Below are 25,505 nucleotides of genomic sequence, written 5' to 3' on the forward strand. Positions count from 1 at the left end.
AACCTACGGCGAAGCGCTTTCGTAGGTTGGGTTGAGGTGCAGCCGAAACCCAACACCACCGCTTACGGCAACAGCACGGTCGAACCGGTCGTGGCGCGGGATTCCAGCGCGCGGTGGGCCTCTGCCGCGTTGCGCAGCGGGAAGGTCTGCTGAACGGCGATCTTCACCCCGCCGGCGTGCACCACCTCGAACAGGTCGGCGGCGCTCTGCATCAGGTCCTCGCGCTTGGCGACGTAGGTGCCCAGCGTTGGCCGCGTGACGTAGAGCGAACCCTTGGCGGCCAGAACCTGCAGGTCCAGCGGCGGCACAGCGCCGGAGGCAGCGCCGAACAGCACCATGAAGCCGCGCGGGCGCAGGCAGTCCAGGCTGTCCATGAAGGTGGTCTTGCCGACGCCGTCATAGACGACCGGCACGCCCTGCCCGTCCGTGAGGTCCTTCACGCGGTTCACGAAGTTCTCGCGCGTGTAGACGATGGGATGGTCGCAGCCGTGGGCGCGGGCCAGCTCCGCCTTCTCGTCGCTGCTGACCGTGCCGATCACCGTGGCGCCCAGATGCTTGGCCCACTGGCACAGGATCAGGCCGACGCCGCCCGCCGCGGCCTGCACCAGGATCGTGTCGCCCGGCTGCACATTGTAGGTGGAGCGCAGCAGGAACTGCGCGGTCATGCCTTGCAGCAGCATGGCGGCGGCCTGCCGGTCCTCGATCCAGCTCGGCAGCGGGATCAGCCGGTCGGCGGGGATCAGGCGGGATTCCGCATAGGCGCCGATCACCATGGCGTAACCGACGCGGTCGCCGACCTTCAGCGTCGTAACGTCCGGCCCGACCGCCTCGACCACGCCGGCCGCCTCCATGCCGATCACGGCCGGAAGCTGCGGCAGCTTGTAGGCGCCGGTGCGGTGGTAGGTGTCGATGTAGTTCAGCCCCACAGCGGTCTGGCGGACGCGCACCTGGCCGGGGCCGGGCTCCCCGACTTCGACCTCGTCCCAGCGCAGCACCTCGGGTCCGCCGTATTCGTGGATGCGGATCGCGTGAACCATGGTTGGTCCCTTCCCTGTTTTTATGTGAGCTGAAGCGTCAGCGTAGCCCCGGCCGCATCGCCTGTCACGCGGTGGCGGCGCTCAAGCCGCAGCAGCCAGTCCTTGGTCTCCAACCCACCGAAGCCGGAATAGCCGCCGGGCGACCCGCCTCCACCGACGATCCGGTGACAGGGGACGATGACCGGAATCGGATTCGCCCCGCAGGCTCCGCCCACCGCGCGCGGTGCCGAGCCCAGCGCGCGGGCGATGTCGCCGTAGGTTCGCATCTCGCCATAGGGGATCGCCAGCATCGCCGCCCAGACCCGCTGCCGGAAGTCCGTTCCACGTGGCGCCAGCGGCAGGTCGAAGTCGCGCCGCCGACCGGCGAAATAGTCGGCGAGCTGGCTCGCGGCCTCGGCCAGGACCGGATCCGGCGCATCCTCCCCCTGCCGTCCCCAGTCGAGCGCCACGAGTGCGTCGTCGGCGCTGATCAGGGTCAGGGGGCCAAGCGGGCTGTCGACGGTCAGGCGTCCCATGCGGTCATCTCCTCGGCAAGGCTTCGGCGAGGGCGGCGGGTGTGGTCACCGGCGGGGAGCAGGTCATGCCGGTGCAGACATAGGCCGTCGCCACGCCACCCTGCATGCCCTTGCCGTGCGCCGGGTGGTTCGCCGGCAGGACGGCATCCGGCGCAACCACGCTGAGGATGCGGTTGGGTAGCGAGCGGTCGAGCACGGCGCGGCGCAGCGCCGCCGTGTCCGCTCCCGCCGGATCGCCGACGATGACGACCTGCAGTGCGTTCTGCAACAGCTCCGCCGCGTTCAGGAAGGTGGGCAGCGGGAAGAAGTTGCGGGCCAACTCCCCGGAGAAGGCGGCGACCAGCGCGTCCGCGCGCTCCCGATACGCCTCCTCGCCCGTGCGGTGGTAGAGCGTCGCCAGCACGGCGAGCATCGTGCCGTTGCCGCTGGGGATGGCGCTGTCGTGAGCGGACTTGGTCCGGACGATCAGGTCGCGCGCGTCGTCGGCCGTGTAGAAGTAGCCGCCGGCCGCCGGATCCCAGAAATGCTCATCCAGCACCCGCACCCACTCCCGCGCCTGCTCCAGCGCCGCCGGGTCGCCGGTCGCCTCGACCAGCGCGAGCGCCGCGCGCGCCATGTGGGCGTAGTCGTCCAGCGTCGCGGCGTGTTTCAGCTTGCCGGCCCGCCAGCTGTGACGCAGGCGCCCCTGCTCGGTCATGCGGTCGCGGACGAAGGCGAAGGCGCGCTGCGCGGCGGCGATCCATTCGGGCTCGCCGAAGGCCATGCCGGCGTGGGCGAGTGCCGCGATCATCAGCCCGTTCCAGTCGGCCAGCACCTTGTCGTCCCAACCCGGACGGACGCGCTTCTCCCGCTCCGCCCAGAGGATGGCGCGCGCGCGGGCGAGCGTCGCCTCGGTGGCGTCGTCCAGGGCCTCGATCCGGTGCAGGCGGTTCAGGATCGTCACGCCCTCCCAGTTGCCGTTGGTCGTGACGCTATAGGCGCTCTTGAAAGCCGCCGCGTCGGGGCCGAGCAGCTGGTCCACCTCCGCCTCGTTCCAGACGTAGAAGAGGCCTTCTTCCCCTTCGCTATCGGCGTCCAGCGTCGCGGCGAAGGCGCCGCCCTCCGCGATCATCTCGCGCAGCAGCCAGCCGACCGTTTCACGGATGCGCGTTTCGAACAGCGGTTCCCGCTCCCCCTGCCAGACGAGCGTCAGCAGGTCGAGAAGCTCGGCGTTGTCGTAGAGCATCTTTTCGAAATGCGGGACCAGCCACATCTCGTCCACCGAATAGCGGGCGAAGCCGCCGCCCAGATGGTCATAGATGCCGCCCTGGCACATGTGCGCCAGCGTGTTTGTCACCGCCTCCCGGTACGGCTCCTTGCCCGTGCGCTGCCACGCGCGCCACAGCAGTTCGAAGATCGGCACCTGCGGGAACTTCGGCGCGTTGCCGATGCCGCCGTGGAACGGGTCGACCTCCCGCACCAACCGCTCGGCCATCTGGTCGAGGACGGCCATCTCGATCGCGCCGCCCGCCGTGTTCTGGGCCAGCTTGCCCAGCGCGTCCTTCAGCGCCGTGACGTTGTGCGCGATGCTGTCGGGCTTGCTCCGGTAGCTCGCTGCCACGCCCTTCAACACATCGGGGAATCCGGGGCGACCGTAGCGGGCGCTGGGCGGGAAGTAGGTGCCGCCCCAAAAGGGCTCCGCGTCCGGCGTCAGGAACATGGTCAGCGGCCAGCCGCCCGGCTGACCCAGCAGCGCCAGGGCGGACTGGTAGATCTGATCGACGTCCGGCCGCTCCTCCCGGTCCACCTTGATGTTGACGAACAGGTCGTTCATCAGGGCGGCGATCTCCGGATTCTCGAAGCTCTCGTGCGCCATGACGTGGCACCAGTGGCAGGCGGCGTAGCCGACGGACAGCAGCACCGGCTTGTTCTCGCGCTTCGCCCGCTCGAAGGCGTCGGTGCCCCAGGCCATCCAATGGACGGGGTTGTCCTTGTGCTGGAGCAGGTAGGGGCTGGTCTCTTCCCCAAGCCGATTCGAGGGCATGACGGCATTTCCGGTTCTGTGGGGCGTTCGGGGAATAAACTGGCGCGGTGGTGCCGTTGCGCCAGGGCTCCCTATCTGTATAGTGGGGCATGAGCCGAAGCGGCGCTCAACCCTAAATTTCCTGCGATCCACGCGTTTTCCGAGGGAATGGGGCCATGAAGATCACCATCGACATCGACTGCACACCCGAAGAGGCGCGCCATTTCCTGGGCCTGCCCGACGTGAAGCCGATGCAGGACGCCATGATGCAGGAAATCCAGGACCGCATGCACGCCAGCCTGCACGCCATGGATCCGGAAACGATGATGAAGACGTGGCTGCCCGCGGGCATTCAGGGCATCGAGCAGCTTCAGAAAATGTTTTGGTCCCAGATGGCCAGTGCCCTGGGACAGGATGGACGCAAGTGACCGATCCGAAGCCCTATTTCGAAGCCCACGTTTTCTGCTGCACCAACCTCCGCCCCGATGGGCACAAACGCGGGTCCTGCGCGGCCCGGGGATCCGAAAAGCTCCGCGACTACATGAAGGCCCGCGCGCGTGAGCTGGGCCTGGACGGCAAGGTGCGGATCAACTCCGCCGGCTGCCTTGACCGTTGCGAGCTTGGACCGACCATGGTCGTCTATCCGGAAGGCGTCTGGTACACCTACCACTCCCCCGCCGATGTGGACGAGATCCTGACGACTCATCTGGTCGAAGGGCGCCGCGTCGAACGCCTGATGCTCGCCACGGACCAGAAGGAGCTGCGGCCGGAACAGGCCGGCTGAGCGCTTCGGAATTTGCGATGACCGCGACCATTTTCGCCCTCGCCACCGCCCCCGGCCGCGCCGGTGTGGCGGTGGTTCGCGTTTCGGGGCCGGCGTCCGGCGCGGCGCTCGGCGCCCTGACCGGCCGGCCCTTGCCCCGCCCCCGTGAAGCAACCCTCGCCAAACTGCGGGACCCGAAGACCGGGGAGTTGCTGGACGACGCCCTGGTTCTGTACTTCACCGCGCCCCGCAGTTTCACGGGCGAGGATGTGGTGGAACTGCACCTGCATGGCGGCCGCACGGTCGTCGCTAGCGTGGTGGAGGCGCTGTCCGCCCTGCCCGGCCTTCGCGTCGCCGAGCCCGGCGAGTTCACCCGCCGTGCCTTCGAGAACGGCAAGCTCGACTTGACCGAAGCGGAGGCGGTCGCGGACCTCGTGGATGCCGAGACGTCGGCCCAGCGCCGGCAGGCCCTGCGGCAGATGGAAGGTGCGCTCGGCAAGCTCTACGACGGCTGGCGGGAGCGGCTGACCCGCTCGCTCGCCCACATCGAAGCGGACATCGACTTTCCCGACGAGGATTTGCCCTCCGGCGTGTCGGACGCGGCGCGTCCGGTGCTGGACGCGCTCGCCTCGGAGATCGACGCGCATCTGGATGACAAGGGCCGGGGCGAGCGGCTGCGCGAGGGCCTGCACATTGCCATCGTCGGCGCGCCCAACGCCGGCAAGTCGAGCCTGCTGAACGCATTGGCCCGCCGTGAGGCAGCAATCGTCTCCGCCCGCGCCGGCACCACCCGCGACGTGATCGAGGTGCATCTGGACCTGGGCGGCTATCCCGTCGTCCTCGCCGACACCGCCGGCCTGCGCGAGGCTGCCGCCGACGAGGTGGAGGAGGAAGGCATCCGCCGCGCGCTCAACCGGGCCGCACGGGCGGATGTGAAGATTGCCGTGTTCGACGCAACCGCCCTGCCCGCGCTCGATCCGGCAACGGTAGCGTTGGTCGATGCGGAAACGGTGATCGTGCTGAACAAGACTGACCTTGCCGCCAGTGATGCTCCGGTGATTGCCGACCGGGAGGCTATCCCTGTTTCGGCGCGCACCGGGGCTGGGCTGCGGGACTTGGAACGGCGTTTGACCGCGTTTACCGCCGACCGGCTCGCCGGGAGTGGAACGCCTGCCCTCACCCGGGCGCGGCACCGCGCGGCGTTGGAGGAATGCCGCGATACCCTCCGCCGCGCGCTGACGGCACCCCTTCCCGAGCTGATGGCGGAGGATGTGCGGCTGGCAAGCCGGGCGCTTGGGCGCATCACGGGGCGGGTGGATGTGGAGGACCTGCTGGACGTCATCTTCCGGGACTTCTGCATCGGAAAGTGACCCTGTGTTTCACGTGAAACATGGGTGACGCGCGTCGCGGCGCTTGGCGCAAGCGACCGACTCCGCTATGGTCCCGCGCATGCGAACGTTCGACGTCATTGTGGTCGGCGGTGGCCACGCGGGGTGCGAGGCTGCGGCCGCTGCCGCGCGCATGGGTGCGCGCACGCTGCTCCTCACCCACAAGGTGGAAACCATCGGCGAGATGTCCTGCAACCCGGCCATCGGCGGGTTGGCGAAGGGGCATCTGGTGCGCGAGATCGACGCCCTGGACGGCGTCATGGCCCGCGCCATCGACCGGGGCGGCATCCAGTTCCGAATCCTGAACCGCAGCAAAGGTCCGGCCGTCCGCGGCCCGCGCGCCCAGGCTGACCGGAAGCTCTACCGACAAGCGGTGCAGGCGATCCTGGCGGAACAGGAAAACCTGTCCATCGAAGCCGGCGGTGCGGAGGACCTGATCATCGACGGCACCGGGCGTGTGTCCGGCGTGGTGACCGGGGCCGGGGAGACCATCGGTGCCGGCGCGGTGGTCCTGACCACCGGCACCTTCCTGCGCGGCCTGATCCACATCGGGGAGGAGACCACGCCGGCCGGCCGCGTCGGTGAGGCTCCGTCCATCGGACTGTCGGACAGGCTGGCGCGCGTCGGCTTTCCGCTCGGGCGCCTGAAGACCGGCACCCCGCCCCGGCTGGATGGGAAGACGATCGACTGGGACGCTTTGGAGAAGCAGCCAGGCGATGCGCCGCCCCCGCCCTTCTCCTACCTGACGGACCGGATCGACACGCCGCAGATCGACTGCGCGATCACCTGGACGACACCGGAGATGCACGCGCTGATCCGTGGCAACCTCCACCGCGCGCCGATGTATTCCGGCCAGATCCAAAGCACCGGCCCGCGCTATTGCCCGTCCATCGAGGACAAGGTGGTGCGCTTCGCCGACAAAGAGCGGCACCAAATCTTCCTGGAGCCCGAAGGGCTGGACGACGACACCGTCTATCCGAACGGCATCTCGACCTCCCTGCCCCGCGATGTGCAGCTGGCCTTCCTGAAGACCATGCCGGGGTTGGAGCGGGCCGCGATGGTCCGCCCCGGCTACGCCATCGAATACGACTATGTGGACCCGCGCGAGTTGAAGCCGACGCTGGAGACGCGGCGCGTCCCGCGCCTGTTCTTCGCCGGCCAGATCAACGGCACCACCGGTTACGAGGAAGCGGCGGCGCAGGGCATCATGGCGGGCATCAACGCTGCCATGGTCGCGGGCGGGTCGACGGAGGGCTTCGTGCTCGACCGCGCCGACGCCTACATCGGCGTTCTGATCGACGATTTGATCACGCGGGGCACGAATGAGCCCTACCGCATGTTCACCTCCCGCGCCGAATACCGGCTGCTGCTGCGCGCCGACAACGCCGACCAGCGGCTGACGCCCAAGGGTCTCGCCATCGGCTGTGTGGGGTCGGAGCGCCGCGACGCCTTCACCGCGAAGGCGGCGGCCCTGAGCGCCGCGCGGGAGCTGGTTCGCACCCTTCAGGCCACTCCGGCGGAGCTTTTGCGGCAAGGCATTCCGGTGAACCAGGACGGCGTGCGCCGCTCGGCCGCCGACCTGCTGCGCTATCCGGATCTGGACCTGTCGACTCTGTCCCGCCTGTGGCCGGAGTTGGGTGAGATCACCGGGGACATCGCCGAGCAGTTGGAAATCGACGGGAAATACGCTGGCTATCTCGACCGGCAGGAAGCGGACATCCGGGCATTCCGCAAGGACGAGGCGCTGGAACTGCCCGACGATCTGGACCCGGACGCCATCGGCAGCCTATCCGCCGAGATCCGGCAGAAGCTCCGCCAAGCCCGCCCGGCGACACTGGGTGCGGCGGCGCGTCTTCCCGGCATGACTCCGGCGGCGCTGGTCGCCCTGCTCCGCCATGTGAAACGTCGCGATGTGAAGGTGGCGGTGTAAATGGCAGGGTTTGACGCTACGGCGTTTCGGGATGCGACCGGTGTTTCACGTGAAACACTGGACCGTCTCGCCGCTTATGAGGCGACGCTGCGCAAGTGGCAGCCCAAGATCAACCTCGTCGGACCCTCCACCCTGCCCGACGCGTGGCGGCGGCACTTCCTGGACTCGGCTCAGCTCCTCCCGCTGATCCCGGAGTCGGTGCGGGTGCTGGTCGACCTGGGCAGCGGGGCTGGCTTTCCCGGCTTGGTGCTCGCCATCATGGGCGTGCCGGAGGTTCATCTGATCGAGAGCGACGCCCGCAAATGCGCCTTCCTGCGCGAGGCGGCCCGCGCGGCCGGTGCGCGCGTGACGGTGCACAACAAGCGGATCGAGGCGGTGTCGGGCATTGAGGCCGACGTGGTGACCGCCCGCGCCCTCGCCCCCCTGAACAACCTGCTGTCCTGGGCGCATCCGTTCATCGGAAGCCGCGGTGTTGCGATCTTTCCGAAGGGCCAAAATGTGGCGGAAGAATTGACCGATACTACCAAATATTGGATGATGCGCACCGAGCGCTTCGACAGCCAGACCGACCCCACCGGAACCATCCTGCGTGTGAGTGGTATCGACCGTGTCTAAGACCGCGACCCAGATGCATTCCCGCTCCGAGGCTTCCCGAGAGGCTGCCATGCCCGCCGCCCTGTCCGCTGCCCGCGTCATTGCCATCGCCAACCAAAAGGGTGGCGTGGGCAAGACCACGACGACGATCAATCTGGCGACCGCGCTTGCCGCCATCGGCAAGCGCGTGCTGGTGATCGACCTCGATCCCCAGGGCAACGCCTCCACCGGCCTCGGCATCCCGCGCGCCGACCGCCGCGTCGGCATCTACGACGTGCTGTTCGACGGCATGGCGCTGGAAGAGGCCGCGGTGATCTCCACCGTGCCGAACCTGTCGATCATCACCTCCTCGGTGGATCTGTCGGGTGCGGAGATCGAACTGGTCGCCGCCGACCGCCGCGAGTTCCGGCTGCGCGAGGCCGTGGACAAGAGCGCGCTGGAATACGACTACGTGCTGATCGACTGCCCGCCGGCGCTCGGCCTGCTGACGCTGAACGCGCTGGTCGCGTCGCACGCCGTCATGGTGCCGCTGCAGTGCGAGTTCTACGCGCTGGAGGGTCTCAGCCACCTCGTGCGGACGATCGAACGGGTGAAGCGCAGCTTCAACCCGGACCTCGACATACATGGTGTTGTGCTCACCATGTTCGACAAGCGCAACAACTTGTCCGACATGGTGGCGGCCGACGTCCGCGGCTTCTTTGGGGAGAAGGTCTACGACACCGTCATCCCCCGGAACGTGAAGGTGTCGGAGGCGCCGTCCCATGGCAAGCCGGTGCTGATCTACGACATGCGCTGCCCCGGTTCGCAGGCTTACATCCACCTGGCCGGCGAAGTGCTGCGCCGTGAAAAGAGGCTGAGCGCGTGATGGAGGAGACCAAGCGTACCGACGGCGGTGCCCGCCGCGCCAGCCTGGGCCGCGGCCTGTCCGCCCTGTTCGGTGAGGCGGAGGAGGACTATTCGGCGCTCGACAAGGTGCGACAGTCCAAGCAGCTGCCCATTGAGTTCATCCACCCCGGCAAGTACCAGCCGCGCCGGAACTTCGACGACGAGGCGCTCCAGGGTCTCGTCGAATCGATTCGCGACAAGGGCATCCTCCAGCCGCTGCTGGTCCGGCGCGATCCGGACTCGACCACCACCTACGAGCTGATCGCCGGCGAACGCCGCTGGCGCGCGGCGCAGATTGCCGGCCTGCACGAGGTGCCGGTCGTCATCCGCGACCTGTCGGACCGCGAAGCGCTCGAAATCGCGCTGATCGAGAATATCCAGCGTCAGGACCTGACCCCGCTTGAAGAGGCGGAGGGCTACAAGCGCCTGATGGAGGAGTTCGAACACACGCAGGAAGACTTGGCCCGTGCCGTTGGTAAGAGCCGCAGCCACGTCGCCAATATGATGCGCCTGCTGGCCCTGCCGGATCCGGTCAAGGGCATGGTGCAGGAAGGCGCGCTCACCGCCGGTCACGCTCGCGCCCTGCTGACCGCGCCGGATCCCGTGTCGGTCGCGCGCGAGGTGGTCAAGCGCGGCCTCAACGTGCGCCAGACCGAAGACCTGATGCGTGGCGGTGCGCCCGCCGCGAAAAAGCCGAGCCGCAGCCCGGCCGCCGACCCGACCCTGAAGGACGTCGATCTGGTGAACCTGGAGGAGGAGATCTCGGCCCGGATCGGGCTGAAGGTCGCCATCAGTCCCCAGGGTAAAGGCGGCACCATCAGCATCCATTACCAGACGCTCGACCAGCTCGACGACGTGCTGCGGCGGCTCGGCGGCGGGGAGTAAGCGCGATGGTCAGCGCGGACGCCGTTCAAGCCGGGCAGGCGGCCTACAAGGGCTGGATCCTGAAGTGGGTGTACGACGCGCTGGTCCTCGGCTTTTCGAACCACCGCCTGTGGAAGTGCCCGACGGCGCGTCTGCTGGACCTCTACGACGCCAACGTCACCGGCAACCATCTGGACGTCGGTGTGGGCACCGGTTGGTATCTCGACCACTGCCGCTTTCCGGACCCGGAACCGCGGCTGGCGTTGATGGACCTGAACGGGAACAGCCTCGCCTTCGCGGCCCGCCGCGTTGCGCGCTACCGCCCGGAGACCTTCCGCCGCAATGTTCTGGAGCCGATCCGCTTCGACAATCCGGGATTCGACTCGGTGGGCCTGATGTATTTGCTGCACTGCGTCCCGGGCAGCATGGCGGAAAAAGCGGTCGCCTTCGACCATCTGCGGCCGCTGATGAACCGGGGTGGCGTGCTGTTCGGCGCCACCATCGTCCAGGGCTCCGCCCCGCGCAGCGCGGCGGCGCAGAAGCTGATGGACATCTACAACGCCAAGGGCATCTTTTCGAACCGGGATGACACGGTCGAGGTGCTCGACGGCGAATTGGCGAAACGCTTCCCGCGCCATGACATAGCACTGGTGGGATGCGTCGCCGTGTTTCGGGCCTTTGCGGACTGAACCGTCCTGATCCCCTGCCCTACCGCCGCGCCAGCGAAGCGAGCTGGAACAGAACGCGCGCGCAGATGGTCTGGTCGGGCATGTTGGTGCGCTTGCAGTCGGCCTCGGCCTCGACCAGCCGTTCCAGGGCCTGACGCACCAACGGCGCCGGCCACTTCCGGGCCTGGGATGTCAGGCGCGGCTTCATCTTGAAGAACACCGGCGGGCGCAGGGACTCCACGGCGGCGTCCACGGACTTGCCGGCGGCGACGGCGCCCGCGACCAGTTGCAGGCGCTGGAAATGGCGCTGGGCGGTGCGCAGGATCGCCACCGGGGCTATGCCCTCCGCGAACAGCCGCGCCAACGAGCGGTCGAGCGTCGGGAAGTCGCCGTCGGCCGCCGCCCAGATCGGCTCGTCCAGGGAGAGCGCGGCGCTGTCGCCGACGCAGGCCTGCGCGTCTTCCAGCCGGACGCGCTTTTCCGCGCCCATGTAGAGCGCCAGCTTCTCCACCTCCCCGCGCGCCACCATGCGATCGCCCACGAGGTTGCCGGCCAGGAAGGCCAAGGCGTCGGGGTCAGCGGTCAGCCCGTGGCCGTGCAGAATGTCGGCGATCACGCGGCCGAGCGAGGCCTCCTCCTCGACGTAGCAGGGGATGGCGACGGCGTGGTCGGCACCCTCGAACAGGGTGCGCAGCTTGGACCGGTTGGCGAGGTCGCCGGCCTCGACCACCACGAGGCTGTCGCCCGGCGGCGGGTCGGCCAGGAAGGTGGTGAAGGCGGCGGTGGCGTTGTCTTCCGCCTCGCGCACACGGATCAGGCGCCGTCCGCCGATGAGGGACATGGCCGCCGCCTCGTCCGCAAGGCGCGCGGGATCCTCGGCCACCGCACGGCCAAGCATTTCGGTGACGCGGAAGGGATCGGAGAGATCCGGCACGACCGTGCGGCCGACCGTCATCGCCCGGTCGCGCACGAGGCCGGCGTCGGGGCCGTAGAACAGGACCGCGCGGATTTTCGGGTCGGGGCTGCGCAGAAAGCCGTCGATCGCCCTCGGTTGCAGCTTCACCGGGAAACCGCCCCTCCTTGCGTGATGGGCTGCGTGACGGTGGTCAGGCCGTCACGGCTCCTTGCCAAGAAACATCCCGACGCGGGTCGTGATGTCGTTGGAAATCTCCAGCAGGGCGCGGTCGTAGGCGTTGTCCACCGTGGCGAGGCCGGCGTACTGCTGCTCCAGGACGCTGTAGCTGACGTAGGACCGCGCGTTGGCCTGCAGCACCACGCGGCCCGTGCTGGCCTCGACCAGCCGGTAGGGCGCGTACACGACGAGCTGGGCGCGGGTCGCGGTGGCGTCCTTCTGCAGCGCCAGCTTCTGTTCCGAGGCGGTCAGGCTGGTGTACAGCTGGTAGCGCGTGTTGGCGGGGCGCCCGTCCTTGTAGAAACGGTCGATCAGCAGGTTGCGGAGCTGCTGGCCGTAGCGGTCGGCGATCGGCCCGATATCCACCTCCTGCAGCTTGGCGGAGACGGTGTCGGCGCCCTTGCCGGCATAAAGGGGGTGGAAGCCGCAGGCGGAGGTCCCCAGGACCACCGGGGCCAGGGCGGCGAGGGCCAGAAGCCCCCGCCGGTTCATTCCCTTCACGCTCATCCGCGTCAGGCGGGGCCGGTCAGACGACGACATTGATCACCCGGTTCGGGACGACGATGACCTTGCGCACGGGCTTGCCCTCCAAGGCGCGCTGGACGTTCGCGTCGGCCAGGGCAGCCTGTTCGGCGGCGTCCTTGGCCATGTCGCGCGGCAGCTCCAGCGTAGCCCGCAGCTTGCCGTTGACCTGCACCGCGACGGTGACGGCGTCCTCCACCACCAGCGACGGGTCGGCCTCCGGCCAGGGCTGGTCCACCAGCAGCGTGCTGTGGCCCAGCTGCGCCCACAGCTCCTCGCCCAGGTGCGGCATCATCGGGCCGATCAGACGGATGATGGCCTCGAAGCCCTCGCGAAGGACCCAGCCCTCACCGGCGCCTTTCCCATCCAGCTCGGCCAGAGCGTTGGACAGCTCGCGCACACGGGCCACGGCCTTGTTGAAGCGGAACTTCTCCAGGTCTTCCGAGATGCCGGCGATGGCCTTGTGGACGAGACGGCGGGTCGCCTCGGCCTTCTCGCCGAATGCGTCCGGCTTCGGTGCGCCGGGGGGCGGCAGCTCCACCGGAGCCTCGGTGACCATGCGCCACAAGCGGTTGATGTAGCGCCACGCGCCGTCGATGCCGGCCTCGGTCCATTCCAGGTCGCGTTCCGGCGGGCTGTCGGACAGCATGAACAGGCGGGCGGCGTCGGCGCCGTAGGTGCCGATGATGTGCGCCGGGTCCACCACGTTCTTCTTGGACTTGGACATCTTCTCGACGCGGCCGACGGTGACGGCGCCGCCGTTGTCGGTGCGGACGTAATTGCCCGTGTCGTTCTTCTGGATGTCGGTCGGGGCCAGCCAGGCGCCGGAGGCGGCGTCCTTGTAGGTCTCGTGGTTGACCATGCCCTGGGTGAAGAGGCCGGCGAAGGGCTCCTCCACGTTCAGGTAGCCGCACTGCTTCAGCGCCCGCGTCCAGAAGCGGGAATAGAGCAGGTGCAGCACGGCATGCTCGATGCCGCCGATGTACTGGTCGACCGCCAGCCAGTAGTCCACCGCCTCGCGCGTGAAGGCCTGATCCTCGACCTTGGGCGAGCAGAAGCGGGCGAAATACCAGCTCGACTCGATGAAGGTGTCGAAGGTGTCCGTCTCGCGCACCGCCGGCTTGCCGCAGGTCGGGCAGGTCGTGTGCTTCCAGGTCGGGTGGTGGTCCAGCGGGTTGCCCGGCTTGTCGAAGGTCACGTCCTCCGGCAGCACGACCGGCAGATCCTTCTCAGGCACCGGGACGATGCCGCAGCTCTCGCAGTGGATGACCGGGATCGGGCAGCCCCAGTAGCGTTGGCGGGACACGCCCCAGTCGCGCAGGCGGTACTGGGTGGTGCGCTCGCCCTGCCCCTTCTCTTCCAGCCGCTTGCCGACCTCCTGCTTGGCCGGCTCAACCTCCAGCCCGTCGAGGAAGCGCGAGTTGCGCAGCAGGCCGGGGCCTGTGTAGGCCTCGTCGCCGACGGTGAAGGTCGCCGGGTCGGCGTCGGCCGGGATGACCACCGGCGTGACCGGCAGGCCGTACTTGCGGGCGAAGTCCAGGTCGCGCTGATCATGCGCCGGGCAGCCGAAGATGGCGCCCGTGCCGTATTCCATCAGCACGAAGTTGGCCACGAAGACCGGCAGCTCCCAATCCGGGTCGAAGGGGTGCACGACGCGCAGGCCGGTGTCGAAGCCCTTCTTCTCCGCGGTCTCGATCGCCTCCTCGCTGGTGCCCAGGCGGTTGCACTCGGCGATGAACTCGGCCAGGGCCGGGTTGGTCGCGGCGAGTTCGGCGGCCAGCGGGTGGTTGGCGGAGATGGCGGCGAAAGAGGCGCCGAACAGCGTGTCGGGCCTCGTCGTGAAGACCTCCAGCTTGTCCTCGCGGCCCTTCACGTCGAAGCGGAAGCGCACGCCGGTCGACTTGCCGATCCAGTTCTCCTGCATCAGGCGGACGCGTTCCGGCCAGCGGTCCAGCGTCTCCAGGCCTTGCAGCAGCTCCTCGGCGAAGGCGGTGATCTTCAGGAACCACTGCGACAGCTTGCGCTTTTCCACCAGCGCGCCGGTGCGCCAGCCGCGGCCGTCGATCACCTGCTCGTTGGCCAGCACGGTGTTGTCCACCGGGTCCCAGTTCACCCAGGACTCCTTGCGGTAGGCCAGGCCTTCCTTCAGGAAATCCAGGAACATCTTCTGCTCGTGGCGGTAATACTCCACGTCGCAGGTGGCGACCTCGCGGTCCCAGTCGATGGACAGGCCCATCGTCTTCAGCTGCCCGCGCATGGTCGCGATGTTCTCGCGCGTCCACTTGGCGGGGTGGACCTTCTTCTCCAGCGCCGCGTTTTCCGCCGGCAGGCCGAAGGCGTCCCAGCCCATCGGGTGCAGGACGTTGAAGCCCCGCGCGCGCTTGTAGCGCGCGATCACGTCGCCGATGGTGTAGTTGCGGACGTGGCCCATGTGGATGCGCCCCGACGGATAGGGGAACATCTCCAGCACGTAATATTTCGACCGCGAGGCGTCCTCGCGCGCGGTGAAGCAGCCCTGCCGCTCCCACACGCCCTGCCACTTCGCCTCGGTTTCCTTGACATTGTAACGCGACATGACCGCAGACGCCGTTTGGTGTGTTTCGAAGGCTCTATCAGATAAGGCGCCGGCGGCGGACCGACAGGCGCCGCCGGGCAGAGGCCGGCGTCAGCGCGACGCGGCGGCCTGGGCCACGCGAAGCTGCCGGGCGCGGGTCAGCACCGCGTCCTCCAGCGTGCTGGCGGTCTCCGGACCGACCGGGATGTCGCGCCAGTCGGCGCCGGCGCGCTGCTGCTTGAACACCGACACGCGCACGCCGTCGGCGCGGAGCTGGCGGTCCATGATGTAGAGGTTCACCTTGAAGCGCTCGTTCGGCGCGTCCGGCGGGGAGTACCAGTCGGTCAGGATCACGCCGCCGAAGGGGTCGGCCGAGACGATCGGCATGAAGGACAGCGTGTCCAGCGAAGCCCGCCACAGGAAGCTGTTGACGCCGATGCCGTTCGGGTCGCCCTGGTCGGCGCCGTTGCGCTTGTTCTTGCCGAACAGGTTGATGCCGCCTTCGGTGCCCAGCAGGCTGCCGAACTTGTAATCCTTGTTCCGCATCTGCTCGTCCATCGTCTCGGTCTTGCCGCCCCAGCTGGAGCAGCCGGCGAGGGCGAGCGTAGCCGCGATCACGACGGGGGTGAGGCGAAGGGCACGGGAACGGCGCATGGTCGGGAACCTGGGTCAATAAAATCGGGGTACCGCGCACGGACGTGCGGCGGGTGCCGGTGAAAAGACCATAAATACCCGTCAACGGCAACAGGCGATGCGCCCTTCCAGCCATGCACGACGGGTTCGCGGCCGGCCTCCATCGCTTGCCGGAGCCTGCTTTTCCGCCGCTTGGCGGTGTGATCCGTCGGACACACTGTTCCATCAAAGCTGCATTTTCGCGATTTCCGGCTTGCTGGCTCTCGTCCATGTGCGTACGACAGTCCAAGCCAGGAAGTTAATCCGGCTGAAAATTCTGCTGCCAGGATGGAGGCAACAATCATGAATCGTTATCTGCTGGCGGGCTGCGCCGCCGCTGCTCTGGCGCTCGGCGCCGGCGCGGCCAACGCCCAGGCCAAGTTTGAAGTCAAGGTCGGCGGCGACGCCTACTTCGAAGCTGGTTACGTCGACCAGGATCTGAACACCGGCCTGCGTTCGACCGAGTTCCAGAACCGCTTCCGCGTCAACATCATCCCGACCGCCAAGGCCGACAACGGTCTGGAGTACGGCGGCCGCGTGCGCATCCGCGCCGCCGGCACCAACACCGGCGTGTCGGGCGACCGCGCCTACATCTTCGCGCAGGGCACCTTCGGTCAGGTCCGCCTCGGTGTGACCAACTCGTTCAACGACGAGACCTACACCACGGCCCCGATGGACTACCTGCCGCTGTCCCTGTTTGACCGCGTGGTCAACTGGATCGGCGCTTCGCAGAGCAACTACCCGCAGCAGGCCGTCGTCAACGGCCGCTACTCCGGCGCGGACGTCAACGGCGGCGTCGTGATGGGCATCAACGGCGGCGACAGCATCGTGTGGCCGTCGCTGACGCCGGAAGGCAACGGCACCAAGATCGTTTACTTCTCGCCGCGCTTCGCCGGTCTGCAGCTGGGCGCCAGCTACACCCCGCGCAACGACAGCGTGAACCAGGACGTCAACCGCGTTAAGCTGGGCACGGCCACCTCGGGCTTCACCAGCACTTGGCAGGACCTGGTCGAAGTTGGTGCGAACTACAGCAACACCTTCGGCGGCTTCAAGGTTCAGGGCAGCGCCGGCTACTTCTGGGGTGACGCCGTCGGCACCACCACCGCTTCGGTCCCGGTCCAGAGCTACCGCGATCTGAACGCCTGGCAGGTCGGCGCGCAGGTCGGCTACGCCGGCTTCGCCGTTGGCGGCAGCTACACCGACTTCGGCAAGTCGGGCCAGAACCGCATTTCCGGCCAGTTCGGCGAGCGCACCTACAACTGGGTCGCCGGCGTGCAGTACACCACTGGCCCGATCGTTGTCGGCGCCAACTACAAGTACGGCGTGGATCCGGGCGACATGGCTCTGCCGGGCAGCCGCCGTCTGAGCGTCATCGAAGTCGGCGCCGGCTACACCGTCGCCCCGGGCCTGACCCTGCAGGCTCAGTACGACTACTTCGACGCCAACAGCGACAAGACCCCGACGGCCACGCTCGGTTCGCCGGACGACAAGGGCTCGGTGTTCCTGGTCCGTTCGGTCCTGGCGTTCTAAGCCAAGATCGTTCGCGAGAAGAGGGGCGGTGGCTTCGGCCACCGCCCTTTTTTTTGTGCCCTATTTCCAGGCAGTTCGCCTTAAATGTGGGCACGGAATGTGTTAATTTTGCAGCATAGCAACATCATCCAATTGTTTCAGCCACTTAGAGGTGTGTTCCGGATGCAACGGTGTGACACGACCGCTGAATGACGACGCAAAGGCGCTTGCTGCGGCACCCTCGCGCAGGTTAACTCGCATTTGGGAAGCACAACCGCCTAGCCCCTCCTCGGGGTCGCCTGTCAAAAGGATGGATCATCCATGAAGCGTTCTCTCGTCATCGGCTGCGCCGCTCTTGCCCTCGCCGCCGGCTGCGGCACGGCGTCGGCCCAATCCAAGTTCGACGTGGTTATCGGTGGCGATGCCTTCTTCCAGGGCGCCTACGTTGACCAGAAGAACGACGCCGGCCTGCGTTCGACCGAATTCTCCAACCGCTACCGCCTGGTCGTCACCCCGACCGCCAAGGCCGACAACGGTCTGGAGTATGGCGGCCGCGTCCGTATCCGCACCGGCAACGGCGCTGCGACGCAGACCGGCACCGGCGTGACCGGCGACCGCGCCTTCATCTTCGCCAACGGCGGCTTCGGCACCATCCAGGCCGGCGTGATCAACGGCCTGTCGGACGAGTACGGCATCATCGGCCCGAACGTCGAGGGCATCGCCGGCGGTCCGGACAACAACACCGTCTATTTCCTGAACGGCGCGAACACCGTTAACGGCAACGCCCTGCTCGACCTGCTGCCGAGCACGACGAACAACTTCCGCGCCTTCGCCTCGGGCGATGCCGGCACGAAGATCATCTACCTGACCCCGACCTTCTCCGGGTTCCAGGCCGGCGTGTCCTACATGCCGCGCACCGGCGACGTGAACCAGTCGGTCAACCGCCGCAAGAACAACGGCGGCTATGGCGTGTTCCAGGACGTCGTGGAGTTCGGCGGCCTGTACAAGAACGAGTTCGGCAGCGTCGCCGTCGAGGCCAGCGCCTTCTACCAGCTCGGCCAGTCGGTGAACGTCGCGGGGACCGACTTCAAGGATCTCAGCTCGGTCCACGCCGGCGCCAACATCGGCTACGCCGGCTTCAAGTTCGGCGGCAGCTACGCCTACAGCGGCGACAGCGGCTACGACAAGGCGCTGACCGCCAAGGAGAAGCAGGAAGTCTGGATCGTCGGTGCGCAGTACACCACCGGCCCGTTCGTCCTGGCCGTGGACTATCTCAACTCCCGCGGCAACGACAACGTGAACGGCGTTCTGCCGGGCCGCGCCGACATCTGGCAGGGCGGCGTGACCTACACCGTGGCGCCGGGCCTGACCACGGGCCTGGAGTACAGCTACGTCAACTATGACTCCAAGGCTGCGCCGGCTCTGACCGGTGGCGCCAACCTGGACGACCACGCCCACGTCATCATGCTGGACACCCGCCTGGCCTTCTAATCCAGCCAGCGGACGGTCAAAAGGAAACGGCGGCGGAAATTTTCCGCCGCCGTTTTCGTTTCCAGCCGGACTATTTCAGCCGGACTTTTTCAACTGAACCGGCGCATCACTTCTTCGGCGGAGTCATTTCTTCGGTGCTGGGGCTTCCGTCTCGCACATCAGCAGAAGCGCCGCGTCCGACATCGGCACCCAGATCAGCAGCAGGCGCCGCTTGTCCTTGTCCGCCACATAGGCCGCCGTTTCCGGATCCGGGATCGAGCGGGACTTGGCCGCTCCCACCGCCCAGCCGGCCTGGGAGAAGTTGTCCATGGTGCCCTGGAAGATGCGGTCCATCTTCTCCTGGTCGCCCTTGCGGAACTCCCAGCCATAATTTTCCTGCTTGCCGCAGCGCCGGCCGACGTCGGCTGCGACCTTGTTCAGGAACTCCTTGTAGCTGCCGTCCCCGTCGCGCAGGGGGAAGGGCTGCTCGGTGAAGGGAACCTGCGCCAGGGGGGAGCCGGCGGCCGTCCGTTGCGGCGCGGGGGCCTGCTGCGGGGCCGCCTGCTGTGGAGCCGTCTGCTGTGGAGTTGCCTGGGGCTTGCCGGCGTCCTGCGCGATGGCGGCCCCCGACGTCAGAGGCCCGGCGGCCAGCATCAGGGCGGATAAGATCATCGCCGACGGAATGATGGGGCGCGTCCAGCCACGCATGCGGTCTTCTCCTCGGGGTGCTTGCGTTTCGTGGGTCTGTCCGTTACCACGCCCTCCGGTCCCTGTACACCGGCGCGCGCCGTCGCATCCGCGCATCGGACCTGCGGATCGGGACCAAAGGACTTAAGGACCCGTGAGTGGGAGGGCCGCCATGACCGCGTCGCACAACACTGTTTCGCACGTACCCGCTTCGCACGTTGGGGCCAATTGGTCCGGCGACACCGTGACCGCTCGCCTGGAGGCGGTGCGCCGCTCCATCGCCGACACCTGCACGGCCTGCGGACGCGACTCGGGCGCGGTGACGCTGGTGGCCGTCTCCAAGACCCACCCTGCGGAGGCCGTGGAGGAGGCTCTGGCGGCCGGACAGCGCGTCTTCGGCGAGAACCGCGTGCAGGAGGCCAAGGGCAAGTTCCCCGCCCTGAGGGAGCGTTTCCCGGACCTGGAGCTGCATCTGATCGGCCCCCTTCAGACCAACAAGGTCAAGGAGGCGGTGGCCCTGTTCGATGTCATCCAGACGCTGGACCGCCCGAAGCTTGCCGAAGCCCTGGCCGGCGAGATGACCAAGGCCGGCCGCCGCCCGCGCTGCCTGATCGAGGTGAACACCGGTGAGGAACCGCAGAAGGCCGGCATCCCCCCGCACGAGGTCGAGGCCTTCCTGGCCGCCTGCTTGGGGCGTTGGAACCTGCCCGTAACCGGGCTGATGTGCATCCCGCCGGTGGACGAGGAGCCGGCCATGCATTTCGCCCTGCTGGCCGACATGGCCAGCCGCTTGGGCCTCCCAGAGGTCAGCATGGGGATGAGCGGCGACTTCGAGACGGCCATCCGCTTCGGCGCCACCCATGTCCGCGTCGGCACGGCGATCTTCGGGGCGCGCCCTTATCCCGTCTGAGCGGGGTCCAGCACCGTCAGAAAGGTGCCCGGCCCGCAGTCCTTCAGCAGGCGCAGCAGGTCCGGCAGGGGCAGCGCGACGCAGCCGGCGGTCGGCTCCCAATCCGGGCGGGCGACGTGCATGAAGACGGCGCTGCCCTGCCCCGGCACCACCGGGTCGTCGTTGTGGCCCATCACCACGATCACGTCGTAGACGCCGTCGGCGCGCCACAGCTCTTCGTGGCTGGCGGCGAAGGGACGCTTGACCGGGCGGTTGTAGGCGGGGTCGGCCGGGTCGTCGCACCAGCCGTCGTCGGAGGCGATGGGCGCGGTGGGCAGGCCTGTCTCCGGCCGCGCCAGACGGTCGGCACGCCACAGGACGCGGCGCAGGGGGAAGCGGCCGACCGGGGTGGCGCCGTCCCCTTCCCGCTTGTCGGCCCGCACGCCGCCGCGCCCGAGCGCGCAGCGGAACGACCCGCCCGGCCATTCCAGAAGGCCCAAATCCAGATGGCCGCCGGACCCGGCGTCCTGATGCACGATGATGTCCATGGGGATCTCCAGGGGGTGAAGCCCCGCCCTTCCCTCTTGCCCTGATCAACCGGCCGTTGCCGGAACGGTCGCGGTCAGCTCGACACGCGCAGGCTGGGGGCGGCCGGCTGGGCGGCCCTCTTGCTCTGCTCGTACTTCGCCAGATTGCGCATCATCGTCTCGGACAGCATGTCCGGCGCCACCGGCCGCATCGGGTTCGGTGCGTCCGCCCTGGCCGTCGCCTGATCGGCGCCCTGGCCGGCCGGTTGGTTCGCTCCCGCTTGGTTCGCCGCCGGCTGGTTCCCCGGGGTGCTGGCCTTGGCTCCGCTCGGCAGGGCACCGGCCGTCGCCGTCGTGGAGCCGGGCATCGGTGCCGCGAACCTCGGTGCCGCGTGCTTGGCGAGCATCGAGCTGGCGAGCGGCGTGTCGCGGGTCGGCATGCGCGTGGGGTGCGGCGTGTCCGCAGCCAGCAGGGCATCGCGCCCGCCCGCCGCGGTCGGCTGAGCGCCCTGCTGCGCCGCCGCGGCCAAGCGGACCGGCTTGTCGGCCCCTGCCGCCTGCGCGGCCGGAGCCGCCGTTGGTGAAGTCGGCATGGCGGAGGCGGGCTTGGCACCTGTCGCCGTGGCTGCGGCCAGCGCCGCCGTGTCCGGCAGGGCCGCGACGGCCGTTTTGCCTGCGTTGGGGGCCGCACCGGGCGCGGCATGATCGCCGCCGCCGAAGCCGAGCGACGCCATGACTTGATCGCCGAGATCCTTGCCCTGTGCTTCCTCCACCACGGCGTTGGCGATGGCCGCCATGCCGCCGAGCGGGCCGCCGTACAGGATGCCGCCGATTACCTTTGACGACGGCTTGATCGTGTCGCCGGTGATCTCGCGATAGATGTTGCTGATGATCGGGATGTGTTGCAGCGGGTTGATGATGTCCAGGAAATCCCCAAAGGACATGTCCCCCTGGATTTCGACCCCGCGCCCGTTGTGCCCGTCGTTGATGATCGGTGAAGCGGTGGACCGCTCCGGCGGACGCTCGCGCAGCACCGGCCGCGAGGCGGCGGTGGTGTCTATGGTGGCGGCGTCGATGGCCATGGTCGGTCTCCCGGCACTGAGTCCACCGGTGGGAAAGCAACCTCCGTGCCAACTCTTCGGGCCGGTTTGCCGCCCCCGCCGCCGCTTTCACCCGGAAAGCGCTGCCGCCCCCGCCCCTGCCCGGCAAGAGCTGCCGGGTCGCGGGGGCTGTTCCTGCCCAATGAAGAGTCGAAGAATCAGAACATATGGCCGCTGCGCTCGGCCTTGGTGCGCAGATAGCCTTCGTTGTGACCGTTGGCCGGGAAGATGTGGGGAACGCGCTCCACCACCTCGATCCCGCAGCGGGCGAGCTGGCGCAGCTTCTCCGGGTTGTTGGTCATCAGCCGCACCCCGGCGAAGCCAAGCTGGCGCAGCATCTCCGCCGCCGGCAGATAGACGCGCTCGTCCGCCTCGAAGCCCAGGATCTCGTTGGCGTCCACCGTGTCGAAGCCGCGGTCCTGGATGCGGTAGGCGCGCAGCTTGTTGACCAGACCGATGCCCCGCCCCTCCTGCGCCAGATACAGCAGCACGCCGCTGCCGTGTCGGGCGATCTCCGCGATCGCGCCGCGCAGCTGGTCGCCGCAGTCGCAGCGAAGGCTGCCCAGCAGGTCGCCGGTGAAGCATTCCGAATGCAGGCGGGCCAGCACCGGGGCGTCCGGCTGCGGGTCGCCGATGATGATCGCCAGATGCTCCGGCCCGCCGTCGATCGGGCGGAAGGCGACGATGCGCGTGTTCTCCGCGCCGGCAAGGGGCACGCGCGCCTCGGCAACCTTGCGCAGCGTGCGCACCACATGGATGCGGTAATCGGCGATGTCGCCCGCCCGCACCAGCAACAGGTCGTGCTCCGCCGCCCAGTCCGCCGCCGAACCCCGCGCCGCGGGCGCCGGGGCCACCACCGCCGCGGGCAGCAGCCGGGCCAGCCGGGCCAGATCCACCGCCGCCGCCTCGCGCGAGCCGGGGGCCATGGCCGTGGCGGTCAGCCCGTCCGGCAGGCCGCCGTCCGGCCCCCCACATGAATAGGGATAATGTTCGGGGTCGGCCAGCGCGTGGGCCTCGTCGGCGGTCAGGCAGCGGGGCAGCGACAGGGCGACGACGCCCGTCCCCTCCTCCATCAGCTTCAGCACGGTGGCGCGGCGCCGCGTGACGGCCAGCACCGGCGTCTCACCGGTCAGGCGGGTCAGCCGCTCCACCGCGTCGATCGCCACGGATTCCACCGACACGGCGGCGCCGACGGTGCCGTCGGCGGTTTCGATGGCGACGGCCTCACCCCGGCGCATCGCGGCCAGCGCCCGGTCCACCGCGCGCATGGCGGCCTCGTCGAAGGGCTGGGCGGGTTCGGAAGTAAGGTCGGCGTGCATGGGGCTGTGCCTGGGGGACTGTGCCTGAGGGGCTTTTCTGAAAGGACCGTGCCGGGGTCGCGCCGTGCGTCACGAACGATCACGACATAGGCGCGAAGGCGCGGGAAGCAAAGCGCAGGAGGCGCACCCCTGTCCAGCAAATCCCGCGCGTCACACCGTTTCGCGCCCGGCAACGATGTCTCCGGCAACGATGCCCCCGGCGACCGCAGACCGGGGAGATCCCCGTGCAGGTTATGCTGCGCTGCGGTATGATCCCTCCGCTCGCAGCCTTGGGGAGTATGGGTCATGCCGGATCGGCCGGCTCTGCATGTTCTGGTTCCGGAAGGCCGGTCGCCCGGCGCCTATGGCCCGCGCATGGTCGCGGCGCTGCGGGAGGCCAGATGGTCCGTCGCCGGGCGGCCCCTGCCCGGTCCCTACCCGCGCGTGGACCAGTCGGCGATCCTCGCCGCCGACATCGCGGTGTCGCGCCTGCCGGACGGCGCGGCGGTGCTGGTCGACGGGCTCGCCCTGCCCGGCGTGGCGGGGGCGCTGTCCGTGGACAACCGCCGCCTGAAGCTGGTCGCGCTGGTGGACCAACCGTTGTGGCGGGACCCGGCCCTCGGCACCGGCGAGGCGGCGGCGCTGCGCCACTTGGAACAGGGTGCACTGGCGCTGATGCGTGGCATCGCCGTGCCGACGGAGGATGTGGCGGCGGAGCTGCGCGCGCTCGGCCTCGCGGCGGGGCGGATCGTTGCGGCGCCGCCGGACGCCGGGGGTGTCGAGCGGTTGACCAGCCTGTTCGGCGCATGACCGGAATGTTTCCGGGACGGAACAATCCCTGGCGCTGTTCCCGGATCGGCCCCCGTTTCCAAAGACAAGCCCGCGCACCGCGTGGTAAATTCACGCCCAAATTCGCGCCCGGGCCAACGGTGATCACCTCCGCATGACGCTTGCGAAACGCATTCTCCTCGTCGACGACGATGTCGCCCTCCGGCAATCCCTGTCCGAACAGCTCCAACTGCTGGAGGAGTTCGAAACGGTGGAGGCCGGGGACGCCGCCTCCGCCCTGGGGGCTGCGCGCGAGGGGGCCTTCTCCGCGATCCTGCTGGACGTCGGCTTGCCGGACATGGACGGGCGCGACCTGTGCCGCCTGCTGCGGCGGGAAGGCGTGCGCTGCCCGGTCATCATGCTGACGGCGGCCAGTTCCGACGCGGACACGATCCTGGGGCTCGATTCGGGCGCCACCGACTATGTCGCCAAACCCTTCCGCATGGGCGTGCTGCTGGCCCGCCTGCGCGCGCAGCTGCGCGTGTTCGAACAGACGGAGGATGCCGTCTTCTCCATCGGCCCCTACAGCTTCCGCCCCTCGGCGAAGCTGCTGGTGGAGGAGGGCAAGAACCGCAAGATCCGCCTGACCGAGAAGGAAACGGCGATCCTGAAATACCTGCACCGGGCCGGCGACGCGGTGGTCGGGCGCGAGACGCTGCTGGGCGAGGTGTGGGGCTACAACGCCGGCGTCACCACCCACACGCTGGAGACGCACGTCTACCGCCTGCGCCAGAAGATCGAGCGCGACCCCTCCAACGCCGAAATCCTGGTGACCGAGCCCGGAGGCTACCGCCTGGTCCCGTGATGGGTCCCGTGATGGTGGCCGTGGGGGTCGGAGCGGCCTGAGATGGTGACCGCCACCGGATAGCCCATCCAGCGCCGCCGCGGGCCTTCCAGCGCCGCCCCATGCTTGCGATGGCCGCCGCCCCACAGGCCCCGCCCGCGCGGCACCACCGGCAGCAGCCGGATTTTCCGCCCGACGATGGCCAGCCGCCGCCGCCAGTGCGCGACCAGCTTGGTCGAGGTGCCGACGCGGCGCGCGATCTCGTGGTCGGCCAGCAGGGCGCTGCCGGGGTCCTGAAGAAGGTCCAGGATGGCGCGGCGCTTGTCCTTGCTGGTGTGGCGGCTGTGCTTGCGCTCCATCGCCTTGCCGAGGTCCCACAGCTTTTCCGCGGTCTCGCGGGCCAGCGTGCGCCAGCGGTCGGCCTCTTCGCGCTGGCGCTCCATGTCGCCGGTGGTCTTTTCCAGCTGCCGCTTCAGCCCGGCGATCTCCAGCTCCAGGTCCCTCACCTGCCGGCGCAGGCCCTGGACGAGCTGGTCGGGCGGCGGCGGCCGGTCCGGCGGCGCGGCCGGCTGGGCAGCGGCGGACGGGGGCGGCTCGGACGCCGCGATGGGACGGGCGCCGCGCGCCAGATCGCGGAACGACAGGCCGGCCCGCGCCAGCATGATGCGGGCGGCGCGCAGAGCGGACTGAGCCTCGCCCTGGTGCTCCGACTCGGCCATGGCGAGGACTTTGGCGAGCTTGTCAGGATCCATCCGTCGATCGTGTCCGGAGGCGGTTCATCGCGTCGATTGGCGAGTCCTGGCCTGTCTACCACATCTTATTGGATTCAGCATCTCCACATGTAGGGAATAGCCACAGGGTTTTTGTTCCATCCAAGGGAGTGCCTT

General features: G+C 68.6%; 25 protein-coding genes. 13 read left to right on the plus strand and 12 right to left on the minus strand.

Features of this window, described 5'->3' with window-relative positions; genetic code table 11:
• Positions 1-62 precede the first annotated feature (62 nt).
• Genes ACSVC7_RS15435 through ACSVC7_RS15445 form a run of 3 tightly spaced genes read right to left on the minus strand, consistent with a single transcriptional unit; the run spans position 63 to position 3,575 of the window.
• On the minus strand, positions 63-1,037 hold the full coding sequence (locus tag ACSVC7_RS15435) for a quinone oxidoreductase family protein (RefSeq protein WP_448205204.1): 975 nt from the start codon (positions 1,035-1,037) through the stop codon (positions 63-65).
• Positions 1,038-1,057: 20 nt separating this feature from the next.
• Positions 1,058-1,552: a methylated-DNA--[protein]-cysteine S-methyltransferase gene (locus ACSVC7_RS15440; RefSeq protein ID WP_448205203.1), complete on the minus strand. Its 495-nt coding sequence runs from the start codon at positions 1,550-1,552 to the stop codon at positions 1,058-1,060.
• Positions 1,553-1,556: 4 nt separating this feature from the next.
• Positions 1,557-3,575, minus strand: a complete 2,019-nt coding sequence (locus tag ACSVC7_RS15445; RefSeq protein ID WP_448205202.1) for a thioredoxin domain-containing protein — start codon at positions 3,573-3,575, stop codon at positions 1,557-1,559.
• A gap of 155 nt (positions 3,576-3,730) precedes the next feature.
• Here ACSVC7_RS15445 and ACSVC7_RS15450 point away from each other — a divergent pair, with 155 nt between their 5' ends.
• The 8 genes from ACSVC7_RS15450 to ACSVC7_RS15485 all read left to right on the plus strand — a co-directional run bounded on the left by ACSVC7_RS15450 (position 3,731) and on the right by ACSVC7_RS15485 (position 10,667).
• Positions 3,731-3,982, plus strand: coding sequence for a DUF6489 family protein (locus ACSVC7_RS15450; protein WP_448205201.1), 252 nt, complete (start codon positions 3,731-3,733; stop codon positions 3,980-3,982).
• Positions 3,979-4,338, plus strand: coding sequence for a (2Fe-2S) ferredoxin domain-containing protein (locus ACSVC7_RS15455; RefSeq protein ID WP_448205200.1), 360 nt, complete (start codon positions 3,979-3,981; stop codon positions 4,336-4,338). The genes ACSVC7_RS15450 and ACSVC7_RS15455 overlap by 4 nt, the downstream gene beginning before the upstream one ends.
• A gap of 17 nt (positions 4,339-4,355) precedes the next feature.
• Positions 4,356-5,687: a tRNA uridine-5-carboxymethylaminomethyl(34) synthesis GTPase MnmE gene (mnmE, locus tag ACSVC7_RS15460; protein ID WP_448205199.1), complete on the plus strand. Its 1,332-nt coding sequence runs from the start codon at positions 4,356-4,358 to the stop codon at positions 5,685-5,687.
• Positions 5,688-5,766: 79 nt separating this feature from the next.
• Positions 5,767-7,635, plus strand: coding sequence for a tRNA uridine-5-carboxymethylaminomethyl(34) synthesis enzyme MnmG (gene mnmG, locus ACSVC7_RS15465; protein WP_448205198.1), 1,869 nt, complete (start codon positions 5,767-5,769; stop codon positions 7,633-7,635).
• Entirely contained in the window at positions 7,636-8,250 is a 615-nt protein-coding gene (rsmG, locus tag ACSVC7_RS15470; protein WP_448205197.1) for a 16S rRNA (guanine(527)-N(7))-methyltransferase RsmG, read from the plus strand.
• A 49-nt stretch (positions 8,251-8,299) separates the two neighbouring features.
• On the plus strand, positions 8,300-9,094 hold the full coding sequence (locus ACSVC7_RS15475; RefSeq protein ID WP_448205196.1) for a ParA family protein: 795 nt from the start codon (positions 8,300-8,302) through the stop codon (positions 9,092-9,094).
• Entirely contained in the window at positions 9,094-9,999 is a 906-nt protein-coding gene (locus tag ACSVC7_RS15480; RefSeq protein ID WP_448205294.1) for a ParB/RepB/Spo0J family partition protein, read from the plus strand. Before ACSVC7_RS15475 ends, ACSVC7_RS15480 begins: the two co-directional genes overlap by 1 nt.
• A gap of 5 nt (positions 10,000-10,004) precedes the next feature.
• Positions 10,005-10,667 carry a class I SAM-dependent methyltransferase gene (locus tag ACSVC7_RS15485; protein ID WP_448205195.1) on the plus strand — a complete coding sequence of 221 codons (663 nt, stop codon included), beginning with the start codon at positions 10,005-10,007 and terminating at the stop codon, positions 10,665-10,667.
• 19 nt (positions 10,668-10,686) lie between these two features.
• Here ACSVC7_RS15485 and holA read toward each other — a convergent pair whose 3' ends face one another.
• The 4 genes from holA to ACSVC7_RS15505 form a co-directional block, all read right to left on the minus strand.
• Positions 10,687-11,709, minus strand: coding sequence for a DNA polymerase III subunit delta (holA, locus tag ACSVC7_RS15490; RefSeq protein ID WP_448205194.1), 1,023 nt, complete (start codon positions 11,707-11,709; stop codon positions 10,687-10,689).
• A 51-nt stretch (positions 11,710-11,760) separates the two neighbouring features.
• Positions 11,761-12,318, minus strand: a complete 558-nt coding sequence (gene lptE, locus ACSVC7_RS15495) for an LPS assembly lipoprotein LptE (RefSeq protein WP_448205193.1) — start codon at positions 12,316-12,318, stop codon at positions 11,761-11,763.
• Positions 12,305-14,875: a leucine--tRNA ligase gene (gene leuS, locus ACSVC7_RS15500; RefSeq protein WP_448205192.1), complete on the minus strand. Its 2,571-nt coding sequence runs from the start codon at positions 14,873-14,875 to the stop codon at positions 12,305-12,307. Before leuS ends, lptE begins: the two co-directional genes overlap by 14 nt.
• A gap of 90 nt (positions 14,876-14,965) precedes the next feature.
• The gene (locus tag ACSVC7_RS15505) at positions 14,966-15,508 is read right to left on the minus strand and encodes a DUF3576 domain-containing protein (protein WP_448205191.1); all 543 of its coding nucleotides are present in this window, start codon (positions 15,506-15,508) and stop codon (positions 14,966-14,968) included.
• Between the two features lie 321 nt (positions 15,509-15,829).
• On the opposite strand from ACSVC7_RS15505, the gene ACSVC7_RS15510 reads away from it, so the two are divergent.
• Both ACSVC7_RS15510 and ACSVC7_RS15515 read left to right on the plus strand, forming a co-directional pair.
• Positions 15,830-17,056 carry a porin gene (locus ACSVC7_RS15510; RefSeq protein WP_448205190.1) on the plus strand — a complete coding sequence of 409 codons (1,227 nt, stop codon included), beginning with the start codon at positions 15,830-15,832 and terminating at the stop codon, positions 17,054-17,056.
• 300 nt (positions 17,057-17,356) lie between these two features.
• On the plus strand, positions 17,357-18,526 hold the full coding sequence (locus tag ACSVC7_RS15515) for a porin (protein WP_448205189.1): 1,170 nt from the start codon (positions 17,357-17,359) through the stop codon (positions 18,524-18,526).
• Positions 18,527-18,649: 123 nt separating this feature from the next.
• On the opposite strand, the gene ACSVC7_RS15520 is transcribed toward ACSVC7_RS15515, so the two are convergent.
• Positions 18,650-19,213: a hypothetical protein gene (locus tag ACSVC7_RS15520; RefSeq protein WP_483508398.1), complete on the minus strand. Its 564-nt coding sequence runs from the start codon at positions 19,211-19,213 to the stop codon at positions 18,650-18,652.
• 223 nt (positions 19,214-19,436) lie between these two features.
• Here ACSVC7_RS15520 and ACSVC7_RS15525 point away from each other — a divergent pair, with 223 nt between their 5' ends.
• On the plus strand, positions 19,437-20,102 hold the full coding sequence (locus ACSVC7_RS15525) for a YggS family pyridoxal phosphate-dependent enzyme (RefSeq protein WP_448205187.1): 666 nt from the start codon (positions 19,437-19,439) through the stop codon (positions 20,100-20,102).
• Here the strand turns inward: ACSVC7_RS15525 and ACSVC7_RS15530 are convergent.
• From ACSVC7_RS15530 to ribA, 3 genes are all read right to left on the minus strand, one after another.
• Positions 20,090-20,629 (minus strand): L,D-transpeptidase family protein, encoded by a 540-nt coding sequence (locus ACSVC7_RS15530; RefSeq protein WP_448205186.1) that lies wholly within the window; start codon positions 20,627-20,629, stop codon positions 20,090-20,092. The genes ACSVC7_RS15525 and ACSVC7_RS15530 overlap by 13 nt on opposite strands.
• Before the next feature lie 74 nt (positions 20,630-20,703).
• A complete protein-coding gene (locus tag ACSVC7_RS15535) occupies positions 20,704-21,690 on the minus strand; it encodes a hypothetical protein (protein ID WP_448205185.1) in 987 nt (328 codons plus the stop codon).
• A 176-nt stretch (positions 21,691-21,866) separates the two neighbouring features.
• Complete coding sequence (gene ribA / locus ACSVC7_RS15540) at positions 21,867-23,027, minus strand: GTP cyclohydrolase II (RefSeq protein WP_448205184.1); 1,161 nt, start codon at positions 23,025-23,027, stop codon at positions 21,867-21,869.
• A 285-nt stretch (positions 23,028-23,312) separates the two neighbouring features.
• On the opposite strand from ribA, the gene ACSVC7_RS15545 reads away from it, so the two are divergent.
• Both ACSVC7_RS15545 and ACSVC7_RS15550 read left to right on the plus strand, forming a co-directional pair.
• Complete coding sequence (locus tag ACSVC7_RS15545; RefSeq protein WP_448205183.1) at positions 23,313-23,816, plus strand: glycosyl transferase; 504 nt, start codon at positions 23,313-23,315, stop codon at positions 23,814-23,816.
• A gap of 133 nt (positions 23,817-23,949) precedes the next feature.
• Complete coding sequence (locus ACSVC7_RS15550) at positions 23,950-24,639, plus strand: response regulator transcription factor (protein WP_448205182.1); 690 nt, start codon at positions 23,950-23,952, stop codon at positions 24,637-24,639.
• On the opposite strand, the gene ACSVC7_RS15555 is transcribed toward ACSVC7_RS15550, so the two are convergent.
• Positions 24,621-25,370 carry a hypothetical protein gene (locus ACSVC7_RS15555; RefSeq protein ID WP_448205181.1) on the minus strand — a complete coding sequence of 250 codons (750 nt, stop codon included), beginning with the start codon at positions 25,368-25,370 and terminating at the stop codon, positions 24,621-24,623. The two genes, ACSVC7_RS15550 and ACSVC7_RS15555, sit on opposite strands and share 19 nt — an antisense overlap.
• Between the last annotated feature and the right edge of the window lie 135 nt (positions 25,371-25,505).

Source organism: Azospirillum mesophilum (assembly GCF_053470405.2).

What these genes read in the sequence shown, in the direction of transcription:
- ACSVC7_RS15545 (WP_448205183.1), top strand. Translation starts at nt 23,313, where the DNA reads ATGCCGGATCGGCCGGCTCTGCATGTTCTGGTTCCGGAAGGCCGGTCG.
- ACSVC7_RS15510 (WP_448205190.1), top strand. Translation starts at nt 15,830, where the DNA reads ATGAATCGTTATCTGCTGGCGGGCTGCGCCGCCGCTGCTCTGGCGCTC.
- ACSVC7_RS15535 (WP_448205185.1), bottom strand. Translation starts at nt 21,690, where the DNA reads ATGGCCATCGACGCCGCCACCATAGACACCACCGCCGCCTCGCGGCCG.
- lptE (WP_448205193.1), bottom strand. Translation starts at nt 12,318, where the DNA reads ATGTCGTCGTCTGACCGGCCCCGCCTGACGCGGATGAGCGTGAAGGGA.
- ribA (WP_448205184.1), bottom strand. Translation starts at nt 23,027, where the DNA reads ATGCACGCCGACCTTACTTCCGAACCCGCCCAGCCCTTCGACGAGGCC.
- rsmG (WP_448205197.1), top strand. Translation starts at nt 7,636, where the DNA reads ATGGCAGGGTTTGACGCTACGGCGTTTCGGGATGCGACCGGTGTTTCA.
- ACSVC7_RS15520 (WP_483508398.1), bottom strand. Translation starts at nt 19,213, where the DNA reads ATGCGTGGCTGGACGCGCCCCATCATTCCGTCGGCGATGATCTTATCC.
- mnmE (WP_448205199.1), top strand. Translation starts at nt 4,356, where the DNA reads ATGACCGCGACCATTTTCGCCCTCGCCACCGCCCCCGGCCGCGCCGGT.
- ACSVC7_RS15450 (WP_448205201.1), top strand. Translation starts at nt 3,731, where the DNA reads ATGAAGATCACCATCGACATCGACTGCACACCCGAAGAGGCGCGCCAT.
- ACSVC7_RS15440 (WP_448205203.1), bottom strand. Translation starts at nt 1,552, where the DNA reads ATGGGACGCCTGACCGTCGACAGCCCGCTTGGCCCCCTGACCCTGATC.
- ACSVC7_RS15475 (WP_448205196.1), top strand. Translation starts at nt 8,300, where the DNA reads ATGCCCGCCGCCCTGTCCGCTGCCCGCGTCATTGCCATCGCCAACCAA.
- ACSVC7_RS15485 (WP_448205195.1), top strand. Translation starts at nt 10,005, where the DNA reads ATGGTCAGCGCGGACGCCGTTCAAGCCGGGCAGGCGGCCTACAAGGGC.
- ACSVC7_RS15445 (WP_448205202.1), bottom strand. Translation starts at nt 3,575, where the DNA reads ATGCCCTCGAATCGGCTTGGGGAAGAGACCAGCCCCTACCTGCTCCAG.
- ACSVC7_RS15435 (WP_448205204.1), bottom strand. Translation starts at nt 1,037, where the DNA reads ATGGTTCACGCGATCCGCATCCACGAATACGGCGGACCCGAGGTGCTG.
- ACSVC7_RS15555 (WP_448205181.1), bottom strand. Translation starts at nt 25,370, where the DNA reads ATGGATCCTGACAAGCTCGCCAAAGTCCTCGCCATGGCCGAGTCGGAG.
- ACSVC7_RS15550 (WP_448205182.1), top strand. Translation starts at nt 23,950, where the DNA reads ATGACGCTTGCGAAACGCATTCTCCTCGTCGACGACGATGTCGCCCTC.
- ACSVC7_RS15515 (WP_448205189.1), top strand. Translation starts at nt 17,357, where the DNA reads ATGAAGCGTTCTCTCGTCATCGGCTGCGCCGCTCTTGCCCTCGCCGCC.
- mnmG (WP_448205198.1), top strand. Translation starts at nt 5,767, where the DNA reads ATGCGAACGTTCGACGTCATTGTGGTCGGCGGTGGCCACGCGGGGTGC.
- ACSVC7_RS15530 (WP_448205186.1), bottom strand. Translation starts at nt 20,629, where the DNA reads ATGGACATCATCGTGCATCAGGACGCCGGGTCCGGCGGCCATCTGGAT.
- leuS (WP_448205192.1), bottom strand. Translation starts at nt 14,875, where the DNA reads ATGTCGCGTTACAATGTCAAGGAAACCGAGGCGAAGTGGCAGGGCGTG.
- ACSVC7_RS15480 (WP_448205294.1), top strand. Translation starts at nt 9,094, where the DNA reads ATGGAGGAGACCAAGCGTACCGACGGCGGTGCCCGCCGCGCCAGCCTG.
- ACSVC7_RS15505 (WP_448205191.1), bottom strand. Translation starts at nt 15,508, where the DNA reads ATGCGCCGTTCCCGTGCCCTTCGCCTCACCCCCGTCGTGATCGCGGCT.